This window comes from Micromonospora sp. NPDC049301 (assembly GCF_040678715.1).
GTDB lineage: Bacteria > Actinomycetota > Actinomycetes > Mycobacteriales > Micromonosporaceae > Micromonospora.
Map to the genome: position 1 here is coordinate 263,570 of NZ_JBFAQO010000004.1, position 13,088 is coordinate 276,657.

At 74.0% G+C, this 13,088-nt stretch carries 14 protein-coding genes; 4 read left to right on the forward strand and 10 right to left on the reverse strand.

Annotation, left to right across the window (positions count from 1 at the left end):
* Positions 1 to 123: 123 nt before the first annotated feature.
* The 3 genes from AB0K07_RS14175 to AB0K07_RS14185 form a co-directional block, all read right to left on the reverse strand.
* Positions 124 to 1,338, reverse strand: coding sequence for a sigma-70 family RNA polymerase sigma factor (locus tag AB0K07_RS14175; RefSeq protein ID WP_363754979.1), 1,215 nt, complete (start codon positions 1,336 to 1,338; stop codon positions 124 to 126).
* Positions 1,338 to 1,724, reverse strand: a complete 387-nt coding sequence (locus AB0K07_RS14180; protein ID WP_363754981.1) for a YciI family protein — start codon at positions 1,722 to 1,724, stop codon at positions 1,338 to 1,340. Before AB0K07_RS14180 ends, AB0K07_RS14175 begins: the two co-directional genes overlap by 1 nt.
* A 260-nt stretch (positions 1,725 to 1,984) precedes the next feature.
* Positions 1,985 to 3,544 carry an NAD(P)/FAD-dependent oxidoreductase gene (locus AB0K07_RS14185; protein ID WP_363754983.1) on the reverse strand — a complete coding sequence of 520 codons (1,560 nt, stop codon included), beginning with the start codon at positions 3,542 to 3,544 and terminating at the stop codon, positions 1,985 to 1,987.
* 189 nt (positions 3,545 to 3,733) lie between these two features.
* On the opposite strand from AB0K07_RS14185, the gene AB0K07_RS14190 reads away from it, so the two are divergent.
* The 4 genes from AB0K07_RS14190 to AB0K07_RS14205 all read left to right on the forward strand — a co-directional run bounded on the left by AB0K07_RS14190 (position 3,734) and on the right by AB0K07_RS14205 (position 6,564).
* Positions 3,734 to 4,963, forward strand: a complete 1,230-nt coding sequence (locus tag AB0K07_RS14190) for a mannosyltransferase family protein (protein WP_363754985.1) — start codon at positions 3,734 to 3,736, stop codon at positions 4,961 to 4,963.
* A gap of 33 nt (positions 4,964 to 4,996) precedes the next feature.
* Positions 4,997 to 5,437: a hypothetical protein gene (locus AB0K07_RS14195; RefSeq protein WP_363754987.1), complete on the forward strand. Its 441-nt coding sequence runs from the start codon at positions 4,997 to 4,999 to the stop codon at positions 5,435 to 5,437.
* Between the two features lie 108 nt (positions 5,438 to 5,545).
* Entirely contained in the window at positions 5,546 to 6,109 is a 564-nt protein-coding gene (locus AB0K07_RS14200; RefSeq protein ID WP_363754989.1) for a GNAT family protein, read from the forward strand.
* A 41-nt stretch (positions 6,110 to 6,150) separates the two neighbouring features.
* Positions 6,151 to 6,564: a type II toxin-antitoxin system Phd/YefM family antitoxin gene (locus AB0K07_RS14205; RefSeq protein ID WP_363754991.1), complete on the forward strand. Its 414-nt coding sequence runs from the start codon at positions 6,151 to 6,153 to the stop codon at positions 6,562 to 6,564.
* Positions 6,565 to 6,587: 23 nt separating this feature from the next.
* Here the strand turns inward: AB0K07_RS14205 and AB0K07_RS14210 are convergent, their stop codons facing one another.
* From AB0K07_RS14210 to AB0K07_RS14240, 7 genes are all read right to left on the reverse strand, one after another.
* Complete coding sequence (locus tag AB0K07_RS14210) at positions 6,588 to 7,655, reverse strand: ABC transporter ATP-binding protein (RefSeq protein WP_363754993.1); 1,068 nt, start codon at positions 7,653 to 7,655, stop codon at positions 6,588 to 6,590.
* Complete coding sequence (locus AB0K07_RS14215) at positions 7,652 to 8,467, reverse strand: ABC transporter permease (protein ID WP_363754995.1); 816 nt, start codon at positions 8,465 to 8,467, stop codon at positions 7,652 to 7,654. The genes AB0K07_RS14210 and AB0K07_RS14215 overlap by 4 nt, the downstream gene beginning before the upstream one ends.
* Complete coding sequence (gene modA / locus AB0K07_RS14220; RefSeq protein WP_363754997.1) at positions 8,464 to 9,252, reverse strand: molybdate ABC transporter substrate-binding protein; 789 nt, start codon at positions 9,250 to 9,252, stop codon at positions 8,464 to 8,466. The genes AB0K07_RS14215 and modA overlap by 4 nt, the downstream gene beginning before the upstream one ends.
* On the reverse strand, positions 9,249 to 9,674 hold the full coding sequence (locus AB0K07_RS14225; RefSeq protein WP_363754999.1) for a TOBE domain-containing protein: 426 nt from the start codon (positions 9,672 to 9,674) through the stop codon (positions 9,249 to 9,251). The genes modA and AB0K07_RS14225 overlap by 4 nt, the downstream gene beginning before the upstream one ends.
* 158 nt (positions 9,675 to 9,832) lie before the next feature.
* Positions 9,833 to 10,225 carry an SCO5389 family protein gene (locus tag AB0K07_RS14230; protein ID WP_363755001.1) on the reverse strand — a complete coding sequence of 131 codons (393 nt, stop codon included), beginning with the start codon at positions 10,223 to 10,225 and terminating at the stop codon, positions 9,833 to 9,835.
* A 129-nt stretch (positions 10,226 to 10,354) separates the two neighbouring features.
* Positions 10,355 to 10,846 carry an SsrA-binding protein SmpB gene (smpB, locus tag AB0K07_RS14235; protein ID WP_363755003.1) on the reverse strand — a complete coding sequence of 164 codons (492 nt, stop codon included), beginning with the start codon at positions 10,844 to 10,846 and terminating at the stop codon, positions 10,355 to 10,357.
* A 25-nt stretch (positions 10,847 to 10,871) separates the two neighbouring features.
* Positions 10,872 to 13,064 (reverse strand): hypothetical protein, encoded by a 2,193-nt coding sequence (locus AB0K07_RS14240; RefSeq protein WP_363755005.1) that lies wholly within the window; start codon positions 13,062 to 13,064, stop codon positions 10,872 to 10,874.
* Positions 13,065 to 13,088: the final 24 nt, after the last annotated feature.

A 13,088-nucleotide genomic window follows, 5' to 3' on the forward strand; every position in this document is an offset into this window, starting at 1 on the left:
GGAAGAAGATCGATCCCCTTCGAAGGGGAAGACGCTACCTCGCGTACGGGAAATCGGGCCGTCCCCCGGGATGGCCACGCATCCGGGCCGCGCTCGAATCCCAGCCGGCCGAGCTGGGCCGCGTCAGCCCAGCGCGGCGGCCTTGCGCAGCAGCACCGAGCGTTCGGCCTGGTTGGCGCACAGCCGGGCCGCCAGCTCCAGCTCGGCGCGCGCTTCCGGTCGCCGTCCGAGCCGGGCCAGCAGCTCACCGCGGACGCTCGGAACCAGATGCGAACCGGAGAGCCGGTCCGAGGCGATCAGCTCGTCCACGATGGCCAGGGCTCGCGCCGGACCCGAGGCCATGGCCACGGCGACGGCCCGGTTGAGGTCGACCACCGGTGAGGGCGCGACCCGGCCGAGCGCCTCGTAGAGCACCACGATCCGGTCCCAGTCGGTCGCCTCGACGGAGGGCGCCGACGCGTGCACGGCAGCTATCGCGGCTTGCAGGCCGTACGGGCCGAGGCCGCGAGTCGACGCCTTGGCCAACGCGGCCAGCCCACGGCCGATCGCCGGAAAGTCCCACCGCCGCCGGTCCTGGTCCTCGAGCAGGACCGGCGAACCGTCCGGGGCGGTCCGAGCCGGGAACCGCGCGGCCGTCAGCTCGCACAACGCGAGCAGGCCGTGCACCTCCGGCTCGTCCGGTTGCAGCACGGCGAGCGTGCGGGCCAGCCGGATCGCCTCGTACGCGACGTCGGGGCGCAGCAGCCGGTCGCCGGACGTGGCCGTCGATCCCTCGCTGAAGATCACGTAAAGGACGCTGAGTACGGCGCCGAGCCGCTCCCGGCGCTCGCCGGCCGCCGGCAGGTGGAACGGCACCCCGGCCGCCGCGATCGTCTTCTTGCCCCGGGTGATGCGGGCCTGCACGGTCGGCACGGACACGAGGAACGCGCGAGCGATCTCCTCGCTGGACAGGCCGCCGACCACGCGCAGGGTCAGCGCCACCCGGGTCTCCCGGGGGAGCACCGGGTGGCAGCTGACGAACATCAGCGCCAGGATATCGTCGTCGATCTTGTCGGGGTCGATGTCTTCGTCGACCGCGGGGTCGGCCGCCAGCAGGGCGTACCGGTCCTGGAGGGCGGCCCGGCGGCGGATCGCGTCGATCGCCCGCCGCCGGGCCGTGGCCATCAGCCAGCCGGCCGGATTGGCCGGAGAGGCGAGCGGCCACGACACCAGCGCCTCGGCCACCGCCTCCTGGGCCGCGTCCTCGGCCAGCCCGAAATCACCGGTGAACCGGGTCAGCGCGGCGACGATCCGCGCCGACTCGATCCGCCAGACGGCCTCGACGTCGGCCGCACCCATCAGATCGGGCCGTTGCTCTCGCTGCCCTGGGGGACCTCGTCGGACTCGGCCACCCTGCGGACCTCGATCTTGGACCCGGGGACCGCCGGGACCCGCTTGGCCCACTCGACCGCCTCCTGTTTCGAGCCGACATCGAGCAGGAAGTAGCCCCCGAACAGCTCCCTGGTCTCTCCGTACGGCCCGTCGGTGACCACCGGGGCCTCGCCGCTGAAGTCGACCACGACGCCCCGACGCGGATCGTCCAGCCCCTCGGCCGCGAGGAGAACACCAGCCTCGATCATCTCTTCGATGAACCGGCCGGTCGCGGCCATCGCCTCGTCGATCGACGTCATCAGGGCCGCGTTCGTCTCATCGGTGCCCCGCATGATCAGCATGTACTTCGGCATCACGTTCTCCTCGTCCGGCGGGGCCGCCTCTCGACCCGCGCACCCCCACGTCGAACGGGCGGCCCACGGATCGACACGGCCCCGGAGAAAAGTCCCGCCGCGCCGCGGCCGATCCCTCCGGCCCGCGTTTCGCCCGTAGGACCGACCCCTGAGCGACGGGTGACGCCGACGCCATGCTGAGCGGAAAGCCTACCGTCGCAGCGGTGGAAGGCGGCCGACCACCAGCTCACCACTGCCGGACCGACCCCGCCCTCGCACCGTCAGCCCAGCGGCATTTGCGCCGGCCGGTCGCCGTCCCCGGTCACACCGACGCTCCCCGGCGCGGCGATCGGCACCGTGACGACGCGGCTCGGCACCACCGGCGCGTCCCGGCCCGTGCCCCGCCGGCCGTCGCCGCCGATGGACTGCTCGTGGTAGTCCTGCTCCACGTTCACCGACCACACGTCGTGCGCGCTGCCGGTGGCGATGTTCTCCGCGGTCAGCATCGCCGTCAGCATCGAGTGGTCCTGGTTGTTGTAGCGGTGCATGCCGTTGCGCCCCACCGGGTGCACGTTCGGCACCTCCTCGGCCAGCCACGCCCGGATCACGTCCACGTTGTGCTGGTAGCGCTCGTCGTACACCGGGTACGCCTTCGGCATCCGCACCACGTAGCCGGCCTCCACCACGCCGGACCGGGCCAGCCCCAGCCGCTCCAACTCCCCGGTGGCCAGCGCCACCAGGTCGGCGTCGGGGGTGCGCCACATCTCGTCGTCCTCGAAGACGAAGTACTCCAGGCCCAGGCAGGTGCGGCCGTCCTTCACCAGGTACGGCGACCAGGAGCCGAAGTTCTGAATCCGGCCCACCCGCACTCCCGGGTCGTGCACGTAGATCCAGTTGTCCGGGAACGAGAACTCCGCCGGCACCACCAGCGCGACCGTCAGGAAGTCGCGGTAGCGCAGGTCGGCGGCGCAGGCCAGCACCTCCGGCGGCGGCGCCGGGCGCAGCGCGGTCACCAGCTCCGAGATCGGCATTGACGAGATCACGTGGTCGGCCGGTTCGGTGCGCTGCCCGCCTGCCCCGTTGACCGTCACGCTGACCGCCCGCCGCCGCTGCGGGTCGCGGTGCACGGCGGTGACCCAGGTGCCGGTCGACACCGCACCGCCACGGTGGCGCACCTGCTCGGCGCAGCGCTCCCACATCATTCCCGGCCCGTACTTCGGGTACTGGAACTGCTCGATCAGGCTGGTCACGTCCGTGCGGTACCGCCGGGGCAGCACCGCGTTGCGGATCGCCTTGGCCAGCGACAGGTTCTTGATCCGCTGCGCCGCCCAGTCCGCCTGCAACCGGTCCGCCGGCATTCCCCAGACCTTCTCGGTGTACGTCTTGAAGAAGATCGAGTACAGCCGCCAGCCGAACCGGGCCGACACCCAGCCCTCGAAGTGCGACTGGTCCCGGGGCGGGCGCAGCCGGGCCCGGGCGTACGAGCCCAGACAGCGGGTCGCCTCCGGCAGCCCCAGGTTGCGCAGCGCGTTCAGGGCGCTGAGCGGGTAGTTGAACAGCGCGCCCCGGTAGAAGATCCGGCTCATCCGGGGCCGGGTCAGGAAGTCCTCGTCCGGCAGGATCTCGTGCCAGAACGCCTCCACCCGGGGCACCTTGGTGAAGAACCGGTGCCCGCCGATGTCGAACCGCCACCCGTCACGCTCCACGGTCCGGCTGATCCCGCCGACCACCTCGTCGGCCTCGAACACCGTGACCGGCAGGCCGTGCCGGAGCAGCTCGTACGCCGCCGTGAGCCCTGCCGGTCCCGCACCGATGACCACCGTGCTGTGCTGCTCGCTCATGCCGCCGCGCTCCCCGCTCACCGCTGTGGTTGAGGCGCGGCGCGTACCCGTTCTGCGGCGGACTTCACCCTCGCGACCGTGTCGGTATGTGACGGTTTCGGCTCCGGCGGGGCGTGCGGCGGCGTACAACGGGAAGGGCGGCGCCCGCGCGCGGAGGGTGGGCCGGGGCGGACCGGGGGAGCGGGGCGGATGCGCCGGTGGCGGAGCGGCCGGGGGCCGGCGCTCGCCGCCCGGCTGGCCGGGGCGGCGCAGGCCGGCGTACGGCTGGGTCGCCGGGTGCCAGAGCCCTGGCCGTACCTGCTCGGCCTCTTCCTCGGCGCGAAGCTGCTGCTGACCCTGGTCGGGCTCCTGGCCCTGCACGCCTGGGACGGCATCCCCGGCGCGCCGCCGGCCGGCGACACGGTGATGTGGACGCAGCAGCGGGAGGTCTCCGGGCACCGCTGGATCTCCTTCTGGTTCGCCTGGGACGCGCTGCTCTACCTGCGGCTGAGCGAGCTGCCGCTGACCGGGCCGTGGCGGGATTTCGGCTTCCCCCTGCTCTACCCGTTCCTGGCCCGGCCGGTCGGCGCGCTGCTCGGTGGCGACAACGCGCTGGCCCTGCTGCTGATCAGCAACGTCGCGTTCCTGCTCGCCCTCTGGTACGGCTACCGCCTGGCCGAGCTGCTGCTCGGCGACGCGGAGGCGGCCCGCCGGTTCGCCCGGTACCTGGTGCTGCTGCCGACCGCGTTCCTGTTCCAGGCCGCGCTGACCGAGTCGCTCTTCGTCTGTCTCGCCCTGGCCGCGTTGTACCACGCCGAGCGCCGCCGGTGGCTGCTGGTCGGCGTGCTCGGCTACTTCCTGGCGATGAGCCGGTCGGTCGGCCTGCTCGTCGCGCTGCCGCTGGCCCTGGTGCTGCTCCGCCAGCACGACTGGCGGCTCGGCCCGCGCGCCCTGCTCGGCTACCTGCGGATCGGCTGGCCGTTGCTGCTGCTGCCCGCTGGCTGGTTCACCTTCATGGCGTTCTGCCGGTGGAAGGGCGATGACTGGTTCGCCTACCAGCACGCCCAGCAGGCCGGGTGGGGGATCAAGGTGCAGAACCCGGTGCCGGTGCTGCTGAACGGGCTCGCCGGGGAGCCACGCGACGCGGCCCGGCTCTGGTTCGCCGTGGCCGTGCTGGCCGTGCTCGTCGCCGGGTTCCGCCGCCGGGAGCTGGCCTACCTGGTGTACGGCGTGCTCATGGTGCTGGTGCCGCTGTCGATGGGCCCCCCGGTCTACAAGAGCCTGCTGCGCTACCTGCTCGCCGCCTTTCCGGTCGCCCTGGTGCTGGCCCGCTGGGCGCGCCACGCCGCCGTCGACGTGTGGCTGACCGCCGCGCTCGCCCTGGTGCAGGGTGCGCTGTTCGTTCTCTGGCTCAGCTACTGGACCCACATGATCATCTGATTGGGCGGCCGGGCCGGCGGGCAGGATGGGGAGATGACCGAGCCACGGGTGCGCCTCGACGACCTCGGCGCCTGGCTGATCAAGGGCAACGCCGACGCCGTCGACCTGACCTCCCGGTTCGCCCGGGAGCCCCGGGTGACCAGCTGGTGCGTACGCCCCGGCTACCGGACGCGGTTGATGCGCGCCGGGCAGCGGGTGGTCTTCTGGGCCAGTGGCAGCCGCGGTCGGCTGCCGTACGGGGTGTGGGGGATCGGCCGGGTCACCGGGGCCGCCGAGCCGGGGCCGCCGGGGCAGCCCTGGTCGGTGCCACTGGACCTGCCCATCCTCGCCGAACAGGACCGGGTGCCCCGGCTGGTGCTGCGCGCCGACGACCGGCTGGCCGCCCTCGAGGTGTTCCGCCAGCCGCAGGCCGCCAACCCTTCGTACCTGACCGTGGCGCAGTTCGCGGCTCTGCGTTCGCACCTGCCGTCCTGAGGTACGCGTTCTCTCGCCGCGGGTGCGGCCGTAGCCCGGCGCGGGCACACGCCCGGGGCTGTGCGAGTCTGCATGCCGCCCCTGGAAACGCACGTGAGTGGAGGCCCGGTGTTCGCCCTGCCGCTGACCGAGGAGGTCGAGCTGCGCCCGCTGGACCCGTGGCGGGCCGAGGAGTTCCTCGCCAACCTGGACCGGGCCCGGGAGCACATCCAGCCCTGGGTGTCACCGGCCTTCGTCGCCACCGACCTGCCCTCGGCGCGTGCGGTGCTCCAGCGGTACGCCGACCGCTGGGCCCGCGACGCCGGAGGCATCTGGGGCCTGTGGTGGCGTGGCACGCTGGTCGGCGGGGTCATGTTCGTGTCGTTCGACACCACGCTGGGCGTCTGCGAGGTGGGCTGCTGGGTGGAGCCCGCGGCTCAGGGGCGCGGCATGGTCGCGCCGGCGGTCCGCCGGATCGTCGACTGGGCGGTACGCGAGCGCGGCATCCAGCGGGTGGAGTGGCGCACCAACGCCACCAACGCCCGCAGCATCGCGCTCGCCCGCCGTCTCGGCCTGCGTCACGACGGGACGCTCCGGCAGGTGTACCCGGGCCCGCAGGGGCGGATCGACATCGAGGTCTGGTCGGTGCTGGCCGACGAGTGGCTGGCCGGACTGCCGTCCACCGTCCACTGACGACGGCGGGTTCTGTCGTACCCCGGCGGCACCATGCATCCATGGCCGTCCCCGCGCTCACCCCGCATCCCGACCCGCCGCGCTCCGTGCCGCTGCGCGAGGCGCGCACCCGGTTCAGCCAGCTCGTGGCGCTGGCCGAGCTGACCGACGCGGTCACCGTCGTCACCCGCGACGGTGATCACCGCCCGGTCGCCGCGATCGTCCCGGCCGCCGCCGCCCGCAGTGGCGCCCAGGCCCGCGCCGACGCCGGCCGGCTCGCCGCGGTCACCGCCGGCTGGGCCCGGCGCCTCGACGAGCAGCACCGGCGCAGCAGCGACCGGCACGCGGCCGAGCTGGGTGCCGTCCGCGCGGCGCTGGCCGAGGTGTGGGCCGAGTTGGACCGCCGCGTCGTCCCGGGCAGCGACCCGGCGCTGGCCCGGCTGCGCGCCGCGCACGCCGACCTGCTCGCCGGCTGACCTCAACCGCGCCGCGGGACGGGTCAGCCGGTGGCCGGGTAGGCGTGCGTCTCGGTCGCCTTGACCGCCACCCAGACCCGCTGGCCCGGGATCAGCCGCAGCTGCGCGGCGGCGGCCGGGGTGACGTCCGCGGCGACCCCGATCGGCCCGTCCAGCTGCACCCGCACGTTGTCGCCGTGCCGCTGGACACCGGCCACGGTGCCCGCCCAGGTGTTGCGCGGGCTGCCGTCGGGCCGCGCCGGGTGCAGGGCCACCGCCGCCGGGCGGAACGCGACGAACGCCTCACCGTCGAGGCGGTCGGCCACGGTGAGGGTCAGCTCCGGCGCGACCCGCACGCCGTGCCCCTCGGCCCGCCCCCGGTAGAGGTTCAGCCCGACCAGCCGGGCCACGTAGTCGGTGCGCGGTCGGGCCGTGACGCTCGCGCCGTCGCCCTCCTGCACCACCCGCCCACCCTCGACGATGACGAGTCGGTCGGCGAGCGCCAGCGCGTCCAGCGGGTCGTGGGTGACCAGCACCGTCGCCCCCGGGTGCGCGGACAGGTGGCGGTGCAGTTCCGCTCGGGTGTCCAGCCGGGTGCGGGCGTCCAGCGCGGCGAGCGGCTCGTCCAGCAGCAGCAGCGATGGCGCGACGGCCAGCGCGCGGGCGAGCGCCACCCGCTGTGCCTGCCCGCCGGAGAGTTGCCGGGGTCGGCGATGGGCCTGCTCGGCCAGCCCGACCCGGCCGAGCCAGTCCCGGGCCGTGGCCCGTGCCGCGCGTCGGTCGACGCCGTGCCGGCGCGGCCCGAAGGCCACGTTGTCCTGAGCACTCAGGTGCGGAAAGAGTAGGTAGTCCTGGAAGACCACGCCGATCGGCCGGCGTTCGGTGGGCACCCAGCCCCGGCTCGCCGGCCGGTCCAGGTCGACGCCGTCGAGGGTGATGTGCCCGGCGGTGAGCGGGTGCAGCCCGGCCAGCGCGCGCAGCGCAGTGGTCTTGCCGGCGCCGTTCGGCCCCAGCAGCGCGACGACCTCGCCGGGCGCGACCCGCAGCGGCACGTCCAGCCGGAAGGCGCCCCGGTCGACGACGAGCCGGGCGTCGAGCAGCGGCGCGGTCACGGGCTGGTCATCCAGCGGTCCCGCAGCGCGGCCAGGATGACCACCGAGACGGTGAGCAGCACCAGGCTGAGCACGATCGCCGACTCCAGGTCGGTCTCCAACGCCAGGTAGACGGCGAGCGGCATGGTCTGCGTCCGGCCGGGATAGTTGCCGGCGAAGGTGATGGTGGCGCCGAACTCGCCGAGCGCCCGGGCCCAGCAGAGCACCGCACCGGCGGCCAGCCCCGGTGCCACCAGCGGCAGCGTGACGTGGGTGAAGGTCGTCCAGCGGCCGGCGCCCAGCGTGGCGGCGGCCTCCTCGTAGCGGTGGTCGGCGGCGCGCAGCGCACCCTCCACGGCGATGACCAGAAACGGCATCGCAACGAACGACTCGGCCAGCACGACGCCCGCGGTGGTGAACGGCAGCGTGACGCCGAACGTGGCGTCGAGCCACCCGCCGATCAGCCCGCGCCGGCCGAAGACCAGCAGCAGCGCCACCCCGCCGACGACCGGCGGCAGCACCAGCGGGACGGTGACCAGGGCGCGGACCAGCCGGCGGCCGGGAAACTCGACCCGGGCCAGCAGCCAGGCCAGCGGCACCCCGAGCAGCAGGCAGAACGCGGTGGCCAGGGTCGCGGTCTGCACCGACAGCCGCAGCGCGGTCAGCGCCCCCGGCTCGGTGAGCCGCTGCGGCAGCGTCGTCCACGGCGCGCGGACGACCAACCCGGCCAGCGGCAGGACGAGGAAGAGCAACCCGAGCCCGGCCGGGATCAGCAGCGCCGCCGGCACCCGGCCGCGCCGCCGGGGCGCGGCGGTGTCGAGAACGCGGCTCACGGAGCCTGGAAGCCCGCTTCAGCCAGCACCGCCTGCGCCGGCGCGGAGCGCACGTACGCGACGAAGGCCCGCGCGCCGGCAGGGTTCGGCGCGTCCTTCAGTGCCACGATCGGATAGTCGTTGACGGCCCGCGCCGACTCGGGGAACTCGACGCCGGTCACGTCGGCGGTCGCCGCGCGCGCGTCCGTGCGGTAGACGAGTGCCGCGTCGACCTCGCCGAGCTTCACCTTGGCCAGCGCGCCCTTGACGTCCTGCTCCAGGGTGGCCGGCGTCAGCGCGACCCCGGCCGCGTCCAGCGCCGTGCGGGCAGCCGCGCCGCAGGGCACCTGGTCGGCGCAGAGCGCCACCTTCACGCCCGGCCGGGTCAGGTCGGCCAGCCCGTTCACCCCGGCCGGGTTGCCCCGGGGCACCGCGATCACCAGCTGGTTGCGGGCGAAGGTGCCCGGGGTGCCGTCGGCGTTGCCGGCCTCGGTCACCGCGGTCATGTTCCGCGGGGCGGCCGAGGCGAAGACGTCCGCCGGGGCACCCTGGTTGATCTGGTTGGCCAGGGCGGAGCTGCCCGCGAAGTTGAACGTCACGGTGCTGCCCGGGTGCGCGGCCTCGAAGTCCCTGCCGATGCGGGTGAACGACTCGGTCAGCGAGGCGGCGGCGAACACCGTCACCGTGCCGGTGACCCGGCCGTCCCCGGTGCCGCCCGGCGCCGGGTCGTCGCCCCCGCCGCAGCCCGCCAGCCCGGCCACCGCCACCAGTGCGGCCACCGCCGTACGCATCGCCCGCGCCCTCATCCGCCGGTCCTTCCCCTGGCCGGGGCGGTCGGTGCGGCCCGCTCCACCACCACCGTGGTCGATTTGATCACCGCGACGGCCACCGAGCCCACCCGCAGGTCCAGGTCGTCGACCGCCTCCCTGCTCATCAGGGACACGACCCGGAACGGGCCCGCCTGGATGTCGACCTGGGCCATCACGGCGTCCTTGCGGACGTCGACGACGATGCCGCGCAGCCGGTTGCGGGCGGAGGAGAGCTCGGCGCCCGCATCCGGGTCGGCGGCCTGGGCACGCGCGAAACCGGCCAGGTCGGCGCCGTCGATCACCCGGTGGCCGTGCTCGTCGCGCCCGGCGGCCAGCCGCCCGGCGTCCACCCAGCGGCGCATCGTGTCGGCGCTCACCCCGAGCAGGTCGGCCGCCTCGCCGATCCGGAACATCGTCACCGGCTCACCCTAACGGGCGCATCTGCGAGAGGGAAAGGCCGTAACGGCAGGCTTCTGCGTACTCCTGGGTCTTCTTCGGACCGCAGGTGCGCATCGCGCAGGCCCGGTCGCATCCGGGTGGACCCGCCGGCGTGGGCCGACGGGTCCACCGGGCGCGCTCAGCAGTTGCGGAGTTCCGGCGACTGGTTGAGCAGTTGGCCGCGCGGGGAGACGAAGCGGCGGTAGGCCGCCCCGTCCACCGCCGCCGGGCGGAACGCCGCCACCCGGTGGCAGTTCTGGAACGCGAGGCGCACCCCGAAGTGCCGCTCGAGCCCGGCCCGGATCGCGTCGCTCGCCAGCGCCCGGAGCAGCTGCCCCCGGTCGGCGTCGGTCGGCGGCGGTACGACGTTGTCGGCCCGGTCGGAGCCGCTGGACTCCAGTTCGGCGACCACCCGGCTGACGGTGGCCCAGGCGTACGGCAGTGAGTCGCGGACGCACGCGATGAAGGCGTCGTCGTCGACGGGGCCGCGTTCGGCGGCATCGAGCAGGGCGGGCGGGACGGTGAGCGACATGGTTCTCCTCCGCTTCTAGCCAATGAACACCGTTTCCATTAACGGCGCGGACTGAGCACACCACGTCCTCCGGACGGCGTCAACGATGTCCGGGCGCGCCACGCCGCGCCCCCACCCGATCGGGGGCGGTCAGGCCCGGCGGGGGTGGCCCTTGAGGTGCCGGCCCAGCTCCCGGGCGATCTCCCGGTTGGCGTCCCGCTCGGCCAGCGACTGCCGCTTGTCGTACGAGCGCTTGCCCTTGGCCAGCGCCAACTCGACCTTGGCCCAGCCGTTGTCGAAGTACATCGACAGCGGCACCAGGGTCACCCCGCCCTCGCGGACCTTCTCCAGGATCTTGTCGATCTCGGCTCGGCGCAGCAGCAGCTTCCGGTTGCGCCGGGGGGCGTGGTTGGTCCACGTGCCGTAGGCGTACTCGGCGATGTGCAGGCCGTACAGCATGAGCTCGCCGTCGCGCTCGTGGGCGAACGCGTCCACCAGCGACGCCCGTCCCTCGCGCAAGGACTTCACCTCGGTGCCGACCAGCACGATGCCCGCCTCGTACGTGCGGAGCACGGTGTACTCGTGCCGGGCCTTCTTGTTCGACGCGATCAGCCGGCGTTCGGGCTGCCTGGAGGCGGTCACCCGACGACGATATCCGGCCCTCGGCTCAGCCGGCCCGCCGCCGGTCCGCGCGCAGCCGCTCGGTCAGGTCCCGTTCCGCCGCCGTGAACGCCTCGTCCGACTCACAGGGCCAGTGCCCCACGATCGGCGGCGGCACGCTGTCGTACGGCGGCGGCACCACGTCGCGCGGGTCGGTCAACCGGCGGTCCACCGTTGCCGCCGGCCCGGTCAGCGTCTCGCGGTCCCCCGGTCGGTGCGGCGCGAAGATCCAGCCGCCGATCGGGTCGGTGTCCCGCCACAGGTTCAACCAGCGCCAGCCGACCCGCCCGCCGATCTCCCGCAGCAGGTCGTCGTAGACGTACGCGGGGAACAGCCGCGAGTACAACCGTTGCAGCGGCGACCCATAGGTCAGCAGGGCCACCCGCTCGGTGATCCGGGGCGGCAGTTGCAGCACCGTGGCGGCGAGCAGCACCGAACCGTGGCTGTGCCCGGCCAGCAGCACCCTCTCACCCTGCTCCACCAGGTAGGTGATCCGCTTGGTCAGCTCCGGCACGGCCCGCTCGGCGTAGCAGGGCGGAGCGAAGGGGTGTGCGGCCCGGGGCCAGAAGGTGCCCAGGTCCCACAGCACGCCCACGTACCGGCGGAACTGCGCCGTCCGGTACGCGAAGATGCCGCCGATCACCAGCCCGAGGATGATCGCCGCGATCACGTAGCTACCCATCCCGATCAGGAAGTTGACCATGCCGGCGGGAACGCCGATGTAGCGCTGGATCACGTCGCCGGGATAAAGCTGGAGCAGGCCGAGCACGCTGGTGGCGAGGCCGAGCGCGGCGAGCCCGGCGTAGACCAGGGTGAGCGGTTCCAACCGTTCGGTGAAGCGGGCCCGGGCGATCGTCCGCTCGACCTGGCGCAGCCGCGCCGCCGCCTCCGGCGGTGCGTGTGGAAAATCGGCGGCCACGATCGCCTCCGCCGCCCGCCACCGCTCGCGCCGGGTCAGCACCGTGATCAGCCCGGCGACCAGCACCGCGGCCAGGACCGCGATGAAGAACCCGAAGATCGCCCACTTGTACGGCAGCGGCGGGCTGGTGACCAGGCCGTCCGCGGTGTCCCCGTCACGGTCCAGCAGGTCCGCCACCCGGTAGTCCAGCTCGCCGGAGAACGCCACAGCGAGGCCGGCGGCCACCGTGACGAAGACCGGCGCGCCCAGCGCACGCAGCGGCGAGCTTCCCGGCGACTTACCCCGTCGCCAGATCACCAGCCCGGTCAGCACGGCCAGCAGCGCGGTCTGACTGACGAACAGCAGGGCCACCAGGGCGCCGTACCCGGGCAGCTCCCCGCCCTGCGGCCAGGGCTCGGGACTCGCGATCGTGTGCACGATCACCAGGATGGTCAGGCCGCAGGCGATCGTGCGCAGCCCGCGGGTGAGGCCGTCCATCCAGGCCGACGGGCCGGGCCGGTCGAGGCTGCGCACCGTGGCGAGCAGAGCCAGGCAGGCCAGCAGCACCGCACCGGTGGCCACCAGCAGCACCACCATCACCCACGAGGCGCCCCCGTCGGCCCGGGCGGTCAGCAGGCTGACGTCCAGGGTGGCGAACGCGGCGGCGACGTGCACCGAGCGCAGGCGGCCCACCAGCGGCGCGCCGTCCCACTGGCCGACCGAGCTCAACCGGGACCCCGTCGTTGCCGGTGCCGCGGTCCGAAACGCGTCGAACAGGTGGCCGGGGCGCGCGCCCAGCCACCAGACGATGCCGACGGCGGCGACCGGCACCAGCGCCAGCACGCCGAGGCGCAGCCCGGGCGGGCGCCCGCCGAGCCAGGACAGCCAGCTCCGCCCGGCGGTGCAGGACGGGATGCCCATGCAGCGCCAGGCGATCAGGTCCAGCGCCACCCCGACGATGGAGAGCACGTAGAGCATGGTGAGGGTCAGCGCGAGCAGCCGGCACAGCGCGACGACGCCGTGCTTCGAGGCGTGGCCCGCCGGGCGCATCCAGAGCGCCACGTTGCAGAGCATGAACGGCAGCAGGAACACCAGCGACAACGTCCGCACGGCCGTCCCGGACGGCAGGTCGCCCCAGCGGTACGCCTCCAGGATCACCCCGTCCGTGCCGGTGGCGCCCGGATAGCCGGGACGGGTGCGGTAGAACCCGCCGCTGCGGTCCCCGGCGACCTGGTGGACGTGCGGCCGGTCCAGCACCTGGTCGGCCCCCGCGCCGGAGACGCCGTGCACCCGCAGCTCCACGACCGGTTCCGAGGTCGTCGGTCC

What these genes read in the sequence shown, in the direction of transcription:
- AB0K07_RS14190 (WP_363754985.1), top strand. Translation starts at nt 3,734, where the DNA reads ATGCGCCGGTGGCGGAGCGGCCGGGGGCCGGCGCTCGCCGCCCGGCTG.
- modA (WP_363754997.1), bottom strand. Translation starts at nt 9,252, where the DNA reads ATGAGGGCGCGGGCGATGCGTACGGCGGTGGCCGCACTGGTGGCGGTG.
- AB0K07_RS14195 (WP_363754987.1), top strand. Translation starts at nt 4,997, where the DNA reads ATGACCGAGCCACGGGTGCGCCTCGACGACCTCGGCGCCTGGCTGATC.
- AB0K07_RS14175 (WP_363754979.1), bottom strand. Translation starts at nt 1,338, where the DNA reads ATGGGTGCGGCCGACGTCGAGGCCGTCTGGCGGATCGAGTCGGCGCGG.
- AB0K07_RS14230 (WP_363755001.1), bottom strand. Translation starts at nt 10,225, where the DNA reads ATGTCGCTCACCGTCCCGCCCGCCCTGCTCGATGCCGCCGAACGCGGC.
- AB0K07_RS14185 (WP_363754983.1), bottom strand. Translation starts at nt 3,544, where the DNA reads ATGAGCGAGCAGCACAGCACGGTGGTCATCGGTGCGGGACCGGCAGGG.
- AB0K07_RS14180 (WP_363754981.1), bottom strand. Translation starts at nt 1,724, where the DNA reads ATGCCGAAGTACATGCTGATCATGCGGGGCACCGATGAGACGAACGCG.
- AB0K07_RS14205 (WP_363754991.1), top strand. Translation starts at nt 6,151, where the DNA reads ATGGCCGTCCCCGCGCTCACCCCGCATCCCGACCCGCCGCGCTCCGTG.